Genomic DNA, 17849 nt, shown 5'->3' on the forward strand with positions numbered 1-17849 from the left:
AGCTTCACCTGGTTGGCGATCAGGCCGTTAAGACGAGCCACTACAGCATCCTTAAGCGTGAGGTGGATAGTGCCCGGCAGCTCTACGACACAATGCTTCAAAGGTTGAAAGAGGCGAGCGTTGCCTCCGCGCTGCGTGCGAGTAATATCCGTGTTGTCGATCCGGCCGAGCTTCCGGAGCTACCCTACAAGCCTAACGTTCCGCGCTTCTTAATTACAGGTCTGTTACTCGGCTGCTTCTGCGGGTTCGCATTGATAGTCTTTCAGGAGAAGGCGGACCGGACACTTCATGAACCCGGGGACACCGCCACTTATCTGCACCTGCCGGAACTCGCTGCCATCCCAGCCGCCAGTGTGGATCTGAGCCCGCGGGGTCTGCGAATGGCCCGGCGCAGCCGCGGGTTGTTCGGATCGGATAACCACCGCGAAGCCGATGGATTAGTTAACGACCGCGTGGAACTCTTGACATGGTCGCGCCGGCATTCGCTGGTCGCGGAGGCGTTCCGCGGAGCACTTACCTCCATTTTGTTCTCTTCCCGAACCGGCGAGCGGCCGCGCGTTCTGGTGCTTACGAGCGCGAGTCCCGGCGAAGGTAAAACCACTGTTGTTTCTAATCTCGCCCTCGCGCTGGCGGAGATAAATCAGAAGGTTCTCATCATCGACGCCGATCTGCGAAGGCCCCGCATCCACGAGGTCTTCGGTCTGTGCAACGACGGAATTGGACTAAGCGAGCAACTGCTCGACCCCGAACACGTCGACCTTCTCGGCCTTACTTCTTGCCTCCGCAAAACACAGATAACCGGACTGCACATTCTCCCGAGCGGGTGCGCCCGCATCAATGCAGCAAGCTTGCTGCACTCCGAACGGCTCGGCGAACTTATCTGGACCCTCCGGGACCGGTTTGACACGATCCTGATAGACACGCCGCCGGTGGTTAATGTTCCCGATGCTCGTGTCATCGCGCGTCACGCGGACGGCGTTGTTCTGGTTTTCCGCTCGGCAGTTACTACGCGCGATGCGGCTTTAATGGCTAAGCAGCGCTTCTGCGACGACGGTATTTCCATTATGGGTACAATCCTGAACGATTGGAATCCCAAGACTCAGGGTTACTCCGAGTACGGCAAATACTACACAAGTTATCTTCCCGATTACGAGATTCAGAATTCGGGCGAGAGTCAAAGCGGTGCGGCCAAATCTTCGCGAGCGAAAGGCGCCTAAGTACTTCCCATGTGCGGAACAGCCGGTGTGTTTCAGTTGCGAGGCGTAACAACATACCTTGATGAAGAGTTCGTCCGATCGATGACGGCTGCCCAATCGCATCGCGGTCCGGATGACGGCGGCCAGTTTCGCGACGACCGCGTCGTCCTGGGACATCGCCGTTTGTCGATCATCGACCTGTCCCCTCTTGGCCGCCAGCCTATGTCCAATGAGGATGGTAGCGTCTGGATCACTTACAACGGAGAAATCTATAACTTTCAGGATCTTGCCCGAGGTCTTTCGAATCACCGTTTCCGTTCGCACTGCGACACCGAAGTTCTCCTCCATGGCTACGAAGAATGGGGTATGGAAGGACTTCTCAATCGGGTGCGTGGCATGTTCGCCTTTGCGCTGTACGATTCACGCGCCTCACGTTGTTACTTAGTGCGCGACCGCCTGGGTATCAAGCCGCTTTACTATTCCGCGTTGCCGGATCGTCTCGCGTTCGCTTCCGAAGTGAAAGCACTTACTCACTCGGGCGTCGTCCCCGATTCCCGCGATCCCCGCGCGCTGGTTGGGTTGATGCTTTTCGGGTCGGTGCCATCTCCTCGAACCTCGGTGCATGGGATCCAGTGCTTGATGCCTGGGACCTATCTCTCGGCTAATAGAAACGGCGTGGTTCTGCATAAGTACTGGGATCTCGATACGTCCCAATCGGCACAGGACGGCGGCCAGGATGCGGAACGGGAATTCAGAGCCGTTCTTCAGGATTCCGTCACCCGCCACATGGTTTCCGACGTAAGTGTCGGCGTCTACCTAAGCGGCGGGGTGGATTCCGCGGCACTGGTTGCGCTCGCCAGTCACACCAAGTCGAAGGTAGTTACACTTACCCTTACATCCGACGATGCGGCACTCAGTGAGGGTGACGCGGCGCGCGATATCGCGCATAGATTCGGCGCGGATCACCGCGAGATTCATCTCTCGAGCCATGACTTCATTCGCGAAGTGCCGAACTTCCTGCGTGCCATGGATCAGCCTACGACTGACGGGGTGAATAGCTATTTTGTCGCACGGGCTGCACGTCAGGCCGGCGTTACCGTCGCATTGTCCGGACTGGGCGGAGACGAAGTGTTCGGGGGTTACCGGCATCACCGATGGCTCGCTCGCCGCAACCGCTCCATTCAATACCTTTCGAAGCTTCCCGCATGGTTTCTTGGTTTGGCGATTCGCACCGGAGTTCTCTATGGCCGTCTCCGCGGCCGCGAGAAGTGGATGCGTCTGTCCGCTCTGAATTCCGGAGTCGGCGGATCAGAGTTATACCTCCTCTGGCGTGGCTTCTTTGCCCCCTTGCAAGTCTGTTCGCTGATGGGGATTAGCGAGAAGGAGTTGCAGGCCGCGACGGAAGAGTTCTTCGACCTTGGTTCCGAAGACCCCGCTCGTGAAGTCTCCGCGGCTGGTTCGTTCCGCTATATCGAGTTCAAGCGATATCTTCACGATCAAGCACTTCGCGATACCGATGTCTTCAGCATGGCTCACTCCATTGAGGTTCGGGTCCCTTTCCTGGACCACGTGATCCTGGATCAAGTCGCAAAGCTTCCCCGTGGGTCGGAGTTTGAAGGACGAGGGAACAAGCCGCTTCTTACCCGGGCAGTCGGTGATCAGTTCGTATCTGAGGCCGCTCTCAAGCCCAAGAGGGGATTCTCTTTTCCGTTTCGTAGTTGGATGCGGGCGCATAACAACGATATGAAAGAGATGGCAATGTCAGGGGGCTATCTCGACCGGCGGGCGGTAAGCGCTTTGTGGCAGCAGTTCGAGAGCGATCGCCTCCATTGGTCGCGCGCCTGGATGTTGTCGCTTGTCGGGGCGGGTAAGTAGCGATGGCCACTCAAACCATGCCGGTTTTGGTGCTCCAGCCTTCGTCCGGCTGGTTTCGGCTGAATCTGGGCGAAGTTTGGGATTATCGCGAATTACTCTATTTTCTGATGTGGCGCGACATCAAAGTCCGGTATAAGCAAACCGCCCTTGGAGCTGTTTGGGCTGTGTTGCAGCCTACGTTGACGATGTTGGTGTTTAGTATCTTTTTCGGGCGGCTAGCCAAAGTTCCCTCTGACGGCATTCCGTACCCGATATTCGCGTTTGCCGCGCTCTTGCCTTGGCAGCTATTCGCGTTCGCCCTCACCGAATCGAGTAACAGCCTGGTTGCCAGTCAGAATCTTATAACCAAAGTCTACTTTCCGCGACTGGTAGTCCCGATGGCCGCTACTTTCGCCGCTCTTGTCGACTTCGCCGTAGCATTTGTCGTACTGCTAATCCTGATGCTCTTCTACGGCATTCATCCCACTGCCGCGATTGTATTTCTACCTTTCTTTCTCCTGCTTGCCCTCGCTACGGCGCTCTCAGCGGGTCTATGGCTGTCGGCGCTGAACGTGAAATATCGCGACGTTCGTTACACCATCCCGTTCCTTACCCAGTTCTGGTTGTTCGCAACGCCGGTCGCCTACCCGAGTAGCTTAATACCCAAACCATGGCGCGCGCTATTCGGTCTGAATCCGATGGCCGGCGTCGTTGAAGGTTTCCGCTGGGCCTTGCTTGGAAAGTCGAATGGAACCGGCCCTTTGTTGTTAGTCTCTATCGCCGCCGTTCTGGTGCTGCTAATAACCGGCTTGCGTTATTTCCGCAAAATGGAAGCTTCGTTCGCGGATATCGTCTAACTCGTATGAGCGCCCTGGCCTTCCGCGTGAATCAACTCAGCAAGCTCTACAGCCTCGGTCGCCGCGGTCCGTACAAGACTCTGCGCGAAAGCCTCAACGACACTGTTACCAGGTGTTTCCGCCGGTCGAACTCAAAGACTCGCGACGCCGATCTGCCGGAGAATATCTGGGCCCTCAAGGATGTCTCGTTTGACATTCTGCAGGGTGAGGTTGTGGGCATCATCGGCAGAAATGGGGCGGGGAAATCGACTCTGTTGAAGATTCTGTCCCGCATTACGGAACCAACGCAAGGTTCGGTTGAAGTCTATGGTCGCGTAGGCTCGCTTCTTGAAGTTGGCACAGGCTTTCATCCGGAACTAACCGGCCGTGAGAACATCTACCTGAACGGCGCGATCCTCGGGATGAAGCGTACCGAAATCAACCGTCGCTTCGATGAAATCGTTGCTTTCGCTGAAACCGAGAAGTTTCTGGATACTCCGGTAAAGCATTACTCCAGCGGCATGTACATGCGCTTGGCTTTCGCCGTCGCTGCGCACCTCGAACCGGAAATCCTATTGGTGGATGAAGTACTCTCTGTCGGCGATGCCGCTTTCCAAAACAAGTGTCTGGGAAAAATGGGGGACGTCGCTCGCTCCGGACGTACCGTTTTATTTGTAAGTCACAGCATGGCATCCATCGCGACCTTGTGTACATCGGCGATTTTGATGCGCGACGGCGCCGTCGCTCACCAGGGCAGGCCGGAGGCGTGCATCGATCAATATCTTGCCGGAATCAACGAGTCGAAAGGTCAAACCGACCTTCGGGAAGGCAAGGAATGCCGGCGGGGTAGTGGCGACGCTCGCATCGTAGCGGCTCGGCTGACCGACACTTATGGGGTACCTTCGGACCGGTTTGAGTGCCAGGGCGAATTGGTAATCGAAATGGAAATCGAAGGCGTCGCGCAGATACCGTCGTTTCTATCCACAATAGCGATTCGCACCCGCACGGGAATCACTGTTCTACACCTGCCCAGTCCGCCCGACTTATCTTGGTCTTCGATAAATACTTCGGGCGCGGCTACCGTCCGCTGCCGCATCCCGCAGTGCGGCCTCTACCCCGGTTCATACGTGGTCTCTTTGTGGATCGGTAAGAACGCGCACCAGGAACTCGACTGGGTTCCCGACGCCTTGACCTTTTCAATGGAACAGGGTGCATTAACCAGCTACGGATTCGACATGTCGTGGCGCCACGGGCTATACCTTTGCGAGAACTCTTGGTCGTCCGCCCGGTGCGGAAGCGAACCGGACGTTGAGTGGCCGACTATGGCCGGCGACTTTGTCCACTAACACCACACCTTTGTTTCCAGCCGTAAAGTTGCGTGGGTTCGCAGCCAAACCCTTTGCCGAGCAATGTCTCTCCGTCCGCTTTCATTTGCGACAGTGGCTCTCGCGCCTTTCGATTTGCCCCACGCCGTTGCGTCTGGTTATGGACTCCGGCCGGGATGCGTGGTTCCTCTGGCATCGCTTCCCATCTGAGATCGCATCCACATCTAAGTTGTTCGAGTATGTCAGCTCGGATAATCCCGAGCTTCGATTCCTGTGCCGCTATCTGAAGCCGGGAATGACGTTCCTCGATATAGGCGCTCACCATGGCCTGTTCTCGATCCTCGCCGCGAAGAAGGTGGGGCCGTCCGGGCGTGTTATCTCTTTTGAGCCGTCGTCTCGGGACCGCGCCCGATTGCTTGTGAATAAAGCATTGAACCGCGCGCGGCGGATACATGTCGAGCCGCTAGCCATCGCCGCGGAGTCTGGTTGGAGTTCATTCTTCGTCGTTCTATCGGGCTACACGACCATGAACAGCCTGCGTCCGCCCGCGGTCGATTCACCTGTTTCCGAAGTGCGGGTTGAGTCGGTCCGCCTCGACGATTACTTATCGAAAACCAAGGTATCGGAAGTTCACCTTATCAAGATTGATGCCGAAGGAGCCGAACCCGATATCTTCTTGGGAGCCGACCGCACCATCCAAGACCTGCGTCCCGTGATCATGTGCGAGGTCCTCGATTCTGTTGCCCGGCCCTGGGGTCGGGTAGGTCTCGAATCCATCGAATACCTTGCGCGCCGGGATTACCGTTGGTTTGAATTCTCAGAGCAAGGCTATCTCCGGCCGCACATAACTCGGGACGAATACCCGGAAGTACGAAACTATCTCGCTGTTCCTGAAGAAAAGCTGGCGTGTTTGGCGAATTTAGTCAGATGAGCGCCAGAATCAGTATCATCATTCCGTGCTACAACGCGGCGCCCTGGATTGCGGAGACCCTAAATAGCGTTGTGGCCCAAAGACGTGATGATCTCGAGGTAATCGCGATCAACGATGGTTCTACCGACAGTACGAGCGGAATCATCAAAGGGGATTTCACCTTTGTCCGGTTGCTCGAAACACCCAATCGCGGCGTCAGTCACGCGAGGAATCTCGGAACAAGTGTTGCCAATGGCGATTTCATTCAGTATTTGGATGCGGACGACCTCCTGGAGCCCGGTAAACTGTCCAGACAGATCGACGCCCTAGAGAAGACGGGCGCGGATGTTGCCTACGGTGACTGGCGCCGCATCGAGCCGGATCGCAAGGGCGGGTATCGGTCAGGTGCTACCGTCGTGCGTTCCCTAGTCGGATCTCCCGAGATAGCTCTCTTCACGGAATTCTGGTGTCCGCCTGCCGCTTATTTGTTTCGCCGGGAAATCGTTGAGAAAGTCGGCGGCTGGAACACGAGTCTTCCCGTTATTCAAGATGCGAGATTCGTACTAGATTGCGCACTTCACGGGGCGGTCTTTGCTTATGTACCAGGGGTAGTCGCTACTTACCGGGTTCATGCTGCAAACTCCCTTTCTACTCGCGACCTTTTGACCAACCTTCGGAATCAACTTCGGAATGCCGGGGACATCGAACGGTGGTGGGGGGAGCGCGGCGGGATAGCCGGTACCAGATTACAAGCTCTGCTCAAAGTCTACGGGCATGTGGCTCGCGCCAGCTACGGCAAGGACAACGGCGTTTTCGAGGGCGCATATTTGGCGCTGGAGCGTCTTACTCCTGGCTATGTCCCGAATTCGCCAAGGTCGTTAGCGATCGTTTCAAAACTAACCGGATATCGCACAGCGGAATCGATCGCGCTGCGGTATCGGCGCGCGAAACGGGTCTTTCGAGCGGCATGAAGATAATTCATCTTCCTTTCTGCTACTATCCCGACCCTGTCGGTGGAACGGAAATCTATGTCGCCGGACTGGCTCGTGAGCAGCAGCGTCAAGGGTGTACTCCGATCGTCTGCGCGCCCGCGCAGAACGAGTCACGTTACTACCACGACGGAGTTGAAGTCCGAAGGTTCGCTCTCGAGCCCGCAACTGCCGATGTAGCCGATCTGTACGGCTCCGGCGACGCGTTAGCGGCATCCTGGTTCGGCCGCGTACTTGACCAGCAGAAGCCCGACCTCGTGCATCTTCATGCGTTTACCAGGGGCGCTTCATTGAAGGATGTCCACGAGGCGAAGCGCCGCGGTATTCCAACCGTATTCAGTTACCACACGCCGACTGTTAGCTGTATCCGCGGAACACTTCTGAAGAACGGGAGTGAAGTATGCGACGGAATACTCACTAATGCCGCCTGCGCGTCCTGCAATCTTCAGAGTCTCGGAGTTCCAGGTCCGTTAAGTCAACTTATCGGCCGTATTCCTACCACTATCGGTCGTGCAATGGGCCGCGCCCGCCTGACCGGTAAAATAGCGACTTCTCTACGGATGACCGAACTCGTTGAGTATCGCCACTCCGCGTTTCATACACTTATGCGGGATGTCGATTGCGTTATAGCTCATTGCAACTGGACGCGTGACATCCTTCTCCGCAATGGCGTTCCGGAAGACAAGATCGCCGTTTCGCGTCAGGGCCTATCGGGTGATCTGACCTTTTCGAGCGGCCCCAAGGCGTTTTCGAGGGACCTCCGCGTTGCGTTTCTCGGAAGGTTGTCACCGGAAAAAGGCTTACACATACTGGTTGACGCGCTGCGTCATCTTCCAACCGTCGCGATCAGGCTCGACATTTTCGGTCTTTGCCAATCCGAGAGCGATATCCAATACCGACGTCGTCTCTCGAGCCTCTTAGCCGGCGATCAAAGAGTTTCGTTCCGAACACCGCTATCGAGACAAGAGCTCGTACCGACACTGCGTAATTACGACCTCGTCGCCGTACCATCGCAGTGGCTTGAAACCGGGCCGATGGTAGTGATGGAAGCTTTCGCCGCCGGCGTTCCGGTAATCGGATCCAGGCTGGGAGGCATCGCCGAGTTAGTCGATCATGAAGTCAATGGACTGCTGATAGAGCCGGCATCCGTTCAGCATTGGGCAGACGCGCTGCTGATGTTATCCGAAAACCGGAAGATCGCCGCTCGCCTCTGCGACGGAATCAGGAAACAACGCACGATGCGTGATGTTGTTCGCGAAATTAATGGGATTTACAGCAACCTCCTACCGGCTGCTCAGATGAGTGTCGCTTTCAATGGATAACCCCGAGCTGCTTCGACTAATCGTTGCCTGGATCGCGGTGATCGGCTTCGTTATCCTAGCCCGCACCCGCCGCAACGCCGTGGGCGTCGGTCTAACAATCGCCTATCTACTCAACTTGTCCCTGATTCATCTCACCGGAGCGGCAATCTACCTTCTTCCGGGATTTCAGGACAAAGATGCCCGATTAACTACCGCGGGCTTTCTGCAGAGCACCTACGGAGTGATCGCCTTCGCCTTCGGGAGCCTGGTGATCGCGCCCTGGATACTGAAACGCAGATCGCCATCGCAGCTCGTCGACGAAGCGTCAATAATGAACCCCGCGCTTCCAAGAGTTCTGATGCTCTTCGGCTTACTCCTCTACGCGCTCTCTTTGACCTCTTTCAGTACCCTGCCCTCAATGGGAGCGATCGTCTCTACCGGACAGCAGTTGATACTCGCCGGGTTGGTGTTGTCTTGCTGGAGCGCATGGCGGGCCGGACGCTTCTTGACCGTGACAGGGTGGTTAGTGCTTTCCTTACTGATGCCGATCACGACGGTTCTCACCAGCGGCATGCTTGGTTATGGAGTCGTTGCGATCTTGACTCTTCTGACATTTGTCCTTGGTTTGGTCAAGTCTCCGGTTCGGATTTTAGTTGGCGGATGCGTTCTTACCTATCTCGGCCTTTCCTTCTTTGTAAGTTACATGCGTGATCGCGCGGAAATCAGGGACTCTGTCTGGGGCAACCAGTCCTACGAAGACCGTGCCGACCGCGCAAGCGAATCACTATCCAATTTCGAGTGGTTCGATCCTGATAACCGCTTGCAACTTCAGCGGATCGATGATCGGCTCAACCAGAACTCACTGGTCGGCGCAGCCGTGAATCGGCTCTCCGAAACGAACGATTACGCACGCGGCGATACTCTGTGGCAGGCGGTTCTCGCGTTGATTCCCAGAGCTATATGGGCAGACAAGCCGATCGAAGCAGGCAGCGGAGATTTAGTCACCCGGTTCACCGGAATTCAATTTGTTGAAGGCACGAGCGTCGGTATTGGCCAGGTGATGGAGTTTTACGCGAATTTCGGAACCCTTGGAGTGTTTTCCGGATTCCTTGTCTTGGGAATTATCGTCACTCTATTCGATACATTCGCCGCTGCTTGCCTGAATGCCTCGAACTACAGTGGATTTCTTCTGTGGTATTTGCCCGGTCTAAGTCTTCTACAAGTCGGAGGGCAACTCGTCGAAATAACGGCCAGTGCCGCCGGCAGCCTGATCGTTGCTCTTTTGGTGAATAAATACCTGTCCGGTATGCACGCAGATTCAACGCCGCTTTTGTTTGACCCGGTCTCCGAGTCACTCTAATTCTCGAACGCCGAACATGAGCTCGATCGATCAGATCGAAGTACTTGGAATGTTTCCCGCTATCGGCCTGTTAGGCGGTGTTCAAGCCAGCGGTCGCGAAGCATGGCGGGGCATCGTCGAAAAAGTGGGCACTGAAAGTTCGTTCCTGTTCGATTACCAACCCGAGAGTGGAAAAGCCCGCGCTGTGTTCTCCGCGCTTAAGAACCGGAGAAGAACCGGAACCGTGCTGATCTGGCACTTGAACCTTCTCCGCTTAGTTCCGTTTTTAGCCGATGCGGACCGAGCCGTCGTATTCCTTCACGGAATCGAAGCGTGGCGCCGGATGGACCTCCTTACCGAGTGGGCGCTGCGAAAGACGGATCTAATTTTGTCGAACAGTAAATACACCTGGGACCAATTTGTGGTCCATAACCCGGCGTTTCGGTCAGCCCTTCACTCCATCGTCCACTTAGGCGCGGGCAGCGAAATTGAAGGGACCGTGCCGGCTCCGTCAACGACTCCCAAAGCTTTGATGCTCGGTCGCATGGCCCGTTCTGAAAACTACAAGGGGCATCGTCAGATGATTGAAGCTTGGCCCCAAGTGTTAAGTCAAATGCCGGATGCGGAACTTTGGATCGCCGGGGATGGCGACCTAAAGCCGGAACTCGAAAATCTCGCCGTAGCTTCCGGACTCTCTAGCACCATCCAATTCTGCGGCCGTGTCTCCGAAGCTCACAAACAAACTCTGATTCATCAGGCCCGCTGCCTGGCTCTTCCCAGCCGTGGTGAGGGATTTGGACTGGTGTATCTGGAAGCTATGCGCGCCGGAAGGCCTTGCCTGGTCAGCAATCAGGACGCCGGGCGCGAGGTAGTAGACCCACCGGACGCCGGACTTTCCGTTGATCCAGCGGATACAGCCGACATCGCTAATAAGCTCGGTCGCCTTCTTACTCCAGGTAATGAGTGGGAATGCTGGTCAGCCGCCGCGCGCCATAGATACGAGAGTAATTTTACGGCCAAACACTTCCAGAACCGGCTGAATACCGCGCTCGCGGCGGTTTGAGGACGATCTGTCCAAACTGAAAGTGCTGCACGTGATTCCGTCGATGAGCCCAAACCGCGGCGGCCCCAGCTTCGTCATGCGCACCCTGGCGCGGACTCTATCTCAAGATATGGAAGTCCACGTCGCCACCACGGATGACGATGGCGAGGGACGCATCGCCGTGGCCCACGGAATCCCCTGTGATGAAGAGGGCGCCACCTTCTGGTATTTCCCCCGGCAGACACGCGCCTACACCTTCTCCTGGCCACTTACTCTGTGGTTATGGCGCAATGTTTCCAGGTTCGATCTGGTTCACATCCACGCGCTCTTCTCTTATCCCGCGATTGCCGCGGCGTTCGCCGCCCGGCGCGCCAATGTCCCTTACTTGGTACGTCCGCTGGGAACCCTCAATCGCTGGGGATTTCAGAACCGGCATCCTCTGTTAAAGCGACTTTCTTTCTTCCTGATCGAGCGGCGTGTGTTGTCCGCCGCCGCCGCCATCCACTACACCAGCGAACAGGAGTTACAAGAGGCGGAGACTCTAAGTGCTGGAGGGAACGCCGTAATCATTCCGAATCCGGTCGATCTGCCCCAGTCTTTCGAGCGAAACTCCGCGCCTGAGTGGCGCGGCCGACAGGTAATCCTGTTCCTCTCACGGCTAAATCCAAAGAAGGGTCTCGACCTGCTCCTCGCCGCTTTCGCTAGAGTGTACGACCGCAACCCGCGCGCACTATTAGTCATCGCCGGCGCAGGCGATCCGGGGTGGGTTGCGAGTCTCCACGAGCACGCGGAAAGGCTGAAGATCTCTGAAAACGTCTTATGGACGGGCTTTCTGGAAGGTAAGGAAAAGGTCAGACTACTAAGCGCTGCCGATGTATTTGTCCTTCCCTCCTATTCAGAAAACTTCGGCGTCGCCGTCGCCGAAGCGCTTGCCTACGGCTGCCCCGTGGTCGTCTCCGATCAAGTCGGTATCCATGCCGAACTGAGGCGCGCGGGCGCCGGTCTCGTATCGCCGTGCAAAGTATCCGATTTCGCCGAAGCTCTTACTAACCTGCTTTCCGATGTCTCCCTCCGCGAACGGGTTATCCGGAACGGAAGGCGTCTTGTAACTGACCGATTTTCTCCGGAAGCCGTTAGCCGCCAACTGATCCATGCCTACACAGCCGCTCTGCAGTGAACACGGAAAGTCCCAGGTGAGTTCCACTCCCCTTGCGGTGGTAATTCTCGCGCACAACGAAGAGTTCAACCTTCCGGACTGCCTCGAAAGTCTGAAAGGGCTGGACTGTTCAATAACGGTCGTCGATTCCGGGAGTACCGATCGGACCGTCGAAATTGCCCGTTCCTACTACGCAATGGTACTCTCGCATCCGTTCGAGAACTATTCAGCCCAGCGCAATTGGGCGCAATCCAATGTCCCGTTCGAAACCACTTGGATTCTTCACCTCGACGCGGACGAGCGTCTCACCCCGGAATTGGTCACCGAGATTAACGCCGTCTTACAATCTCCCTTCGAGGACGTCGACGGATTCCTTCTCCGGAAGCGAACGGTCTTCATGGGGCGATGGATCCGTCATGGCGCTCATTACCCCTCCTACCATCTGCGGCTGTTCCGCAAAGCCAAAGGCCGATGCGAAGACAAGCTGTATGATCAGCATTTCATTACTTCGGGGATTACGAAGCGATTGGAAAACGATTACTACGACGTGATCGCCACCGATCTCAGTACGTGGACATCACGCCATCGTCGTTGGGCCGAGCTCGAAGTTCAGGAGACCTTCGCAGCCTTAGGCCGGGAGGGACAGGTAGAGCCGAAGCTGCTGGGAAACCCCATCGAGCGCAAGCGCTGGCTAAGAACCTTGTACTCTCGGAACCCGTTATTTCTAAGGGCGTTCACGTATTGGGCGTACCGCTATTTGTTCCGTCTGGGATTCCTCGACGGAATCGAGGGTCTGATTTTTCATTTTCTCCAGGGCTTCTGGTTCCGCTTTCTAGTCGACTCGATGATCTTTGAGCATCGACGTTCACATCGCATCCCTGGCCCTGAACGGACTACGCACGCACCCGCGCCGAACGCCGCACCGTTGACCTTCGACGCCGGTGTTGCCGGTGCTCCAACGTTCTATAACTCGTCTCGCGTCTAATTCAGACAACAAACCTAGAGGCTCCGTTCATGCGAATACTGCTGCTCAACCAGTGTTTCTATCCGGATGTTGTCTCCACCGCGCAGCACGCGAGCGACTTAGCATCCGAGCTTGCCCGCCGCGGCCACGAAGTAACGGTAGTCGCCAGCCGCCGCGCATACAATGACGCCAGCACAACCTTTCCCAAAGAGGAGGTGTGGCATGGATGCAGGATTTCGCGCGTCCCGTGCCTGGCTCTGGGTAAGACCGCTAAGTGGCGTCGTGTGATGAATTTCGGGAGCTTCTTTGTAAGCTGTGCCCTGCGCTTGTTATTCCTCGGACGGTTTGACGTCGTCATCGGGCTAACCACTCCGCCGCTCATTTCGTCGCTCGCCGCGCTGTTTGTAAGACTTACCGGCGGCCGCTTCGTTTTCTGGGTGATGGACCTAAATCCGGATGAGGCCGTAGCCGCCGGCTGGCTCGATGAACGATCGGCCGCCGCGGCTGTCCTCAAGTCTCTTCTAAGTGCCAGCCTGCGAGCCTCGGAAGGTATCGTGGTGCTCGATCGGTTCATGCGCGATCGCGTTATCGCCAAGGGGGTCTCCGCCGAGAAGGTCTGGGTTATCCCCCCCTGGTCGCATAGCGACGTGGTCGAGTTTGACGAAAGCGCACGCCACGCCTTTCGCCGAACCTATAACCTCGCCGATAAGTACGTGGTCATGTACTCCGGAAACCACACGCCTTGCCACCCTCTCGATACGATCCTCGAATCCGCCCGCTTAGCGCGAGAGTACACTAATCTCGTCTTCTGTTTTGTCGGTGGCGGTAGCGAGTATCCGAAGGTAGTCGAGTTCGCCCGAAAACACAATCTCGACAACATCCTGTGCCTGCCCTATCAGCCGCTCGCCCGTCTTTCGGCCTCGCTCTCCGCGGCGGATATGCACTTCGTGGTGATGGGCGATCCATTCGTCGGCATTGTCCACACCTGCAAGATCTATAACGTTATGCGCGTGGGCGCTCCGGTTCTCTACATCGGTCCCGCGGACAGTCATGTGGGTGACATTGCCTCGACCTGCACCGGCGCTCCGATGTTCCACGTCCGGCACGGAGATGCCGGGCAAGTCCTACAAACAATCCTCTGCGGGGCCCGTTATTCCGTTCCCGATGCGGCGATCCGGGTCGCCGGCGACCGATTCTGTCAGGAAGCGCTGGTATCGAAGTTCGCCGACTTAGTCGAGGCATTACATGGGCTCGCGCCGGCCATCGGGGTCGATGACTTCAGCCCGGTTCCAGAGAAGAAATCCCGCTCTCTGGCTGCCTCAGCCCAAGCGGGCCATTGGTAACATGCGGCGCCGCCGTTAGATACACGACTGATCGGTAAAAGGAAAACTATGAGCCAATCTGAAGACGCGAAACCCCGCCCGGCTGCGCCCGAATCGGAGCGCGCAACCAAAAAGCCGTACGTCAAACCGGAACTCCGCTTTGAGCAGGTTTTCGAAACGTCCGCGCTCAGCTGCGGCAAGGTTCAAACTACCCAGTCCGGATGCCACTCTAATCGGAAGACTTCGTAATGAGACCAGCTAAACGCAGCAATCGGAGCGATCGCGCTAACTGGAGATGGTCGGTCGGCAGTACAACAATCTCCCTTGTGGCGTTGGCCGTGGTGGTCCGTCCCGTCGCATTCGGTGACTCCTCGCCCGTTCTGATTAACCGGACGATCGACGAATCGAAGCTTGTCACTTTGTCCGGCAATACCCGCCCCGAGGCCGTCGCCGCCAACGATCGGGGTGCGGTGCCGGATAGTTTCCCGATGGACCACTTACTGCTGCAGCTCAAGCGCGCTCCCGCTCTCGAATCCGCGTTCAAGCAATATATCGATGAACTCACCGATAAGTCGTCCCCGAACTTCCGTAAGTGGCTCACGCCCCAACAGATTGCTGCTCATTACGGTCTAGCCGCGCAGGATTTAGCGACGATTCAAAGCTGGCTGCAATCCCATGGCTTCGCCGTCAGTCACGTATATGAGAACGGCATGGTTATCGATTTCTCGGGAGATGCCGGGATGATCCGCGCCGCCTTCCACACCGACATTGACTATCTCACAGTTAACGGCCACAGCCACTTCGCCAACATGAGCGATCCGCAGATCCCAGCCGCTCTCGATGCCGCCGTTGCGGGTGTCGTCGCGCTGCACGATTTCAAACCACATGCCATGTTCAAGCGAGTCAAGTCCAAGCCTAAGTACACGTTCGGAGGCTGTGGTCCGGATTCCACGTTCCCCACGTCGCCCACCAACTGTGACGCGCTGGTACCCGCCGATTACCAAGTCATCTATAACCTGAATCCCCTTTACAGGCAAGACATCCTCGGCCGGGGTCAGACTATCGTTGTCGTGGACGATTCGGACAGCTACAGTACGGATGTCGCTACTTATCGCAGCACGTTCCTCAGTAAGTACTCCGGCACATTCGTGACTACCCACCCCGGAAGTTGCGCCGACCCCGGCGACAACGGGGACGACAGCGAATCCAACATAGACGCCGAGATTGCGGGCGCCATCGCGCCCAACGCCACAATTGACCTGGCGACGTGCAGCAGCGTTTTGACCGCGATACAAAATCTGGTAAATGGCACGAACGGCACGACGATACCGACCATCATGAGTATCAGTTATGGCGAATGCGAAGCTTCCAACGGCGCCACGTCCAATCTGGCTTTCTATAACGCCTACCAGACCGGGGCGGCGGAGGGGATTTCCATATTCGTGTCGGCCGGAGACGAGAGCGCCACCAGCTGTTCCGCGGATCTCGACTACAGCCGGTACGGTATTGGCGTGAGTGGTTACGCGTCTACGCCCTATAACGTTGCCGTCGGCGGAACCGATTTTGAGGACGCGTACCTGAATACCACGGCCAATTACTGGAATCAGGCCATCACCACCGCGTCTCTTACTGGAGTATCGGTCGTCGGCACAACCGCAACCTACAGCTACTCCGGATATACCGGATCGGCGCCGGCCGTCGGTCAGGTTTTGCTCGCTGACGGGTTCACTAACGCGAACAACAACGGATATTTCGAAATTACTGCCGTAGGAGCTGGAACTATATCTGTCACCGAGGTCTCGCAAGCCAATGAGATCGATCCCGCAACCGGAACGATAGCCACCGGAAACCTCCCCACATCCGGCTCCGCCCTTTCCTATATTCCAGAAATGCCGTGGAATGATTCCTGCTCCAATTTCGAGATTTATAATTACCTGGGCTATGCCACGGGCTATGGTCCCAGCGGCTTCTGTCAGAATTCGGTAGCCACCACCGAGGATGACTATCTCGATACGGGATCAGGCAGCGGTGGCCCCAGTGGCTGCGCAACAGGAACCGCTTCCACCAGTCACGTTGTCAGCGGCACCTGTCTGGGATACGCCAAACCCTCCTGGCAGCAGGGTATCTTCGGCAACCCCGCCGATGGAGTACGGGACATCCCGGATATCTCCAACTTTGCGGCTAACGGGCTGTGGGGCCATTACGTGATTGTTTGCTACAGCCACGAAGGCTCGGAGTACGGAGGGTCCCCTTGTACAGCCGGTAACCTGGTTGATTGGGCCGGCTTTGGCGGAACCTCCATCTCGTCTCCGGTTTCAGCCGCGATTCAAGCCCTTGTCAACGAAAAAATAAATAGCAAAACCGGCAATCCCAACCCCACTTACTACGCCATCGCCAACGCGGAGTTCGGCGCCGGCGGAAACAGCAGTTGTTACTCGATCAATCAACCTTCCGGCCGTCGCGGCCTGAACACGACCTGCACTTTCTACGACATTACCCAGGGCGATATCGAAGTGAACTGCATTGCCAGCAGCGATCCGGCCGGCTGCTACTTGGACGGCAGCACCAACGGATCGACCACTCTGGGTCCGATCGGTTCGGTAACAGTGGTCAACCCCGGCTCGAACTATAGCGGCGCACCAACCTGCACGATCGCCGCCCCGGCCGGCTTAAGCCCTTACAATCCTTTTGGCAATCCGATCTGGTCTGGTGGCACGCAAGCTACTTGTACGGCATCCGTCGGATCGGTTAGTCAGGTTGGCACAGTATCCCTTTCTTCAGGTACGGTGTCAACATCATGGGCCGGTGCCACGGTAACAGTGGGTAGCACAGTCTATACCTTCGCGACCGGGACTTTGACCGCCGCCAACCAGGTCCTCCTGAATACTTCAAGCGGCAGCACGGGCCGGAGTAATACTCTGAAGAATCTGTCAGCGGCAATCAACGCCAATAGTGCGCTGTGCGGTTCCGCGGCGCCGTGCTATGGCCCCGGTACAGTTGCCAACGCCAGCGCGACCGCCAGTGGAACCTCAAGTCCGATCACGGTGACCGCCATCGTACAAGGCGCGGCTGGGGACTTCGCGCTGTCGGACACCAACGTGGGTAGCAGTACGTTCGCCACCGCCATCACGGTCCAAGGCGCAAGCAACGTCATCTCTTCGATCGCCGTCACTAGCGGCGGTTCCGGATACTCAGCCGGCGCAGGCTGCACGATTTCAGGCGGGGGTGGATCGGGCGCGACCTGCTCCCCGCAAGTCACGGTCGCTACCCCTGGCGCCTCCTACCAGCCCGCGTTCGGCACGACTCCCGGCTGGGATATGTCCACCGGCATCGGGACCGTCAACGCCTACAACCTGGTCATGAACACCGCTTGGTAACCATCTCATATCTGCTCTTTGAATAGGACTCACGAATGACCCCAGCTGACGAAAACGAGAGATCGAAACGGCCCGGTACGAGCCGGACCCCGAAGAAGCCCTATACCAAGCCCGCCGTGCGTTTTGAGCGGGTCTTTGAAACCTCGGCGCTAAGTTGTGGGAAGGTCCAGACCACCCAATCTGGCTGCCACTCCAACAGAAAGACCTCCTAGGCCTATCGGCCGTGAACGAAAGGAAA

General features: G+C 57.0%; 13 protein-coding genes. All 13 read left to right on the forward strand.

Features of this window, described 5'->3' with window-relative positions; translation table 11 throughout:
• A partial coding sequence (locus tag H1Y01_RS12070; protein WP_180540771.1) for a polysaccharide biosynthesis tyrosine autokinase occupies nucleotides 1-1217 on the forward strand: 1217 nt, incomplete at its 5' end.
• Nucleotides 1218-1226: 9 nt separating this feature from the next.
• Complete coding sequence (asnB, locus tag H1Y01_RS12075; RefSeq protein WP_180540772.1) at nucleotides 1227-3071, forward strand: asparagine synthase (glutamine-hydrolyzing); 1845 nt, start codon at nucleotides 1227-1229, stop codon at nucleotides 3069-3071.
• Between the two features lie 2 nt (nucleotides 3072-3073).
• On the forward strand, nucleotides 3074-3907 hold the full coding sequence (locus H1Y01_RS12080; protein WP_180540773.1) for an ABC transporter permease: 834 nt from the start codon (nucleotides 3074-3076) through the stop codon (nucleotides 3905-3907).
• Nucleotides 3908-3912: 5 nt separating this feature from the next.
• Complete coding sequence (locus H1Y01_RS12085) at nucleotides 3913-5232, forward strand: ABC transporter ATP-binding protein (RefSeq protein WP_180540774.1); 1320 nt, start codon at nucleotides 3913-3915, stop codon at nucleotides 5230-5232.
• A gap of 139 nt (nucleotides 5233-5371) precedes the next feature.
• A complete protein-coding gene (locus tag H1Y01_RS12090; protein WP_180540775.1) occupies nucleotides 5372-6142 on the forward strand; it encodes an FkbM family methyltransferase in 771 nt (256 codons plus the stop codon).
• Entirely contained in the window at nucleotides 6139-7092 is a 954-nt protein-coding gene (locus H1Y01_RS12095) for a glycosyltransferase (protein WP_180540776.1), read from the forward strand. Before H1Y01_RS12090 ends, H1Y01_RS12095 begins: the two co-directional genes overlap by 4 nt.
• Entirely contained in the window at nucleotides 7089-8432 is a 1344-nt protein-coding gene (locus H1Y01_RS12100) for a glycosyltransferase (protein ID WP_180540777.1), read from the forward strand. Before H1Y01_RS12095 ends, H1Y01_RS12100 begins: the two co-directional genes overlap by 4 nt.
• Nucleotides 8425-9771 (forward strand): hypothetical protein, encoded by a 1347-nt coding sequence (locus tag H1Y01_RS12105; RefSeq protein ID WP_180540778.1) that lies wholly within the window; start codon nucleotides 8425-8427, stop codon nucleotides 9769-9771. Before H1Y01_RS12100 ends, H1Y01_RS12105 begins: the two co-directional genes overlap by 8 nt.
• A gap of 16 nt (nucleotides 9772-9787) precedes the next feature.
• Nucleotides 9788-10813, forward strand: coding sequence for a glycosyltransferase family 4 protein (locus H1Y01_RS12110; RefSeq protein WP_180540779.1), 1026 nt, complete (start codon nucleotides 9788-9790; stop codon nucleotides 10811-10813).
• A gap of 31 nt (nucleotides 10814-10844) precedes the next feature.
• Nucleotides 10845-11969 carry a glycosyltransferase gene (locus H1Y01_RS12115; protein WP_219341493.1) on the forward strand — a complete coding sequence of 375 codons (1125 nt, stop codon included), beginning with the start codon at nucleotides 10845-10847 and terminating at the stop codon, nucleotides 11967-11969.
• 16 nt (nucleotides 11970-11985) lie between these two features.
• Complete coding sequence (locus tag H1Y01_RS12120; protein ID WP_219341494.1) at nucleotides 11986-12933, forward strand: glycosyltransferase family 2 protein; 948 nt, start codon at nucleotides 11986-11988, stop codon at nucleotides 12931-12933.
• A gap of 29 nt (nucleotides 12934-12962) precedes the next feature.
• Entirely contained in the window at nucleotides 12963-14255 is a 1293-nt protein-coding gene (locus H1Y01_RS12125) for a glycosyltransferase family 4 protein (RefSeq protein WP_180540782.1), read from the forward strand.
• A gap of 227 nt (nucleotides 14256-14482) precedes the next feature.
• A complete protein-coding gene (locus H1Y01_RS12130) occupies nucleotides 14483-17611 on the forward strand; it encodes a protease pro-enzyme activation domain-containing protein (RefSeq protein WP_180540783.1) in 3129 nt (1042 codons plus the stop codon).
• The last annotated feature ends 238 nt before the right edge of the window (nucleotides 17612-17849 follow it).

It is taken from the genome of Nevskia soli, from assembly GCF_903970205.1.
Taxonomy (GTDB): Bacteria; Acidobacteriota; Terriglobia; order Bryobacterales; family Bryobacteraceae; genus Bog-113.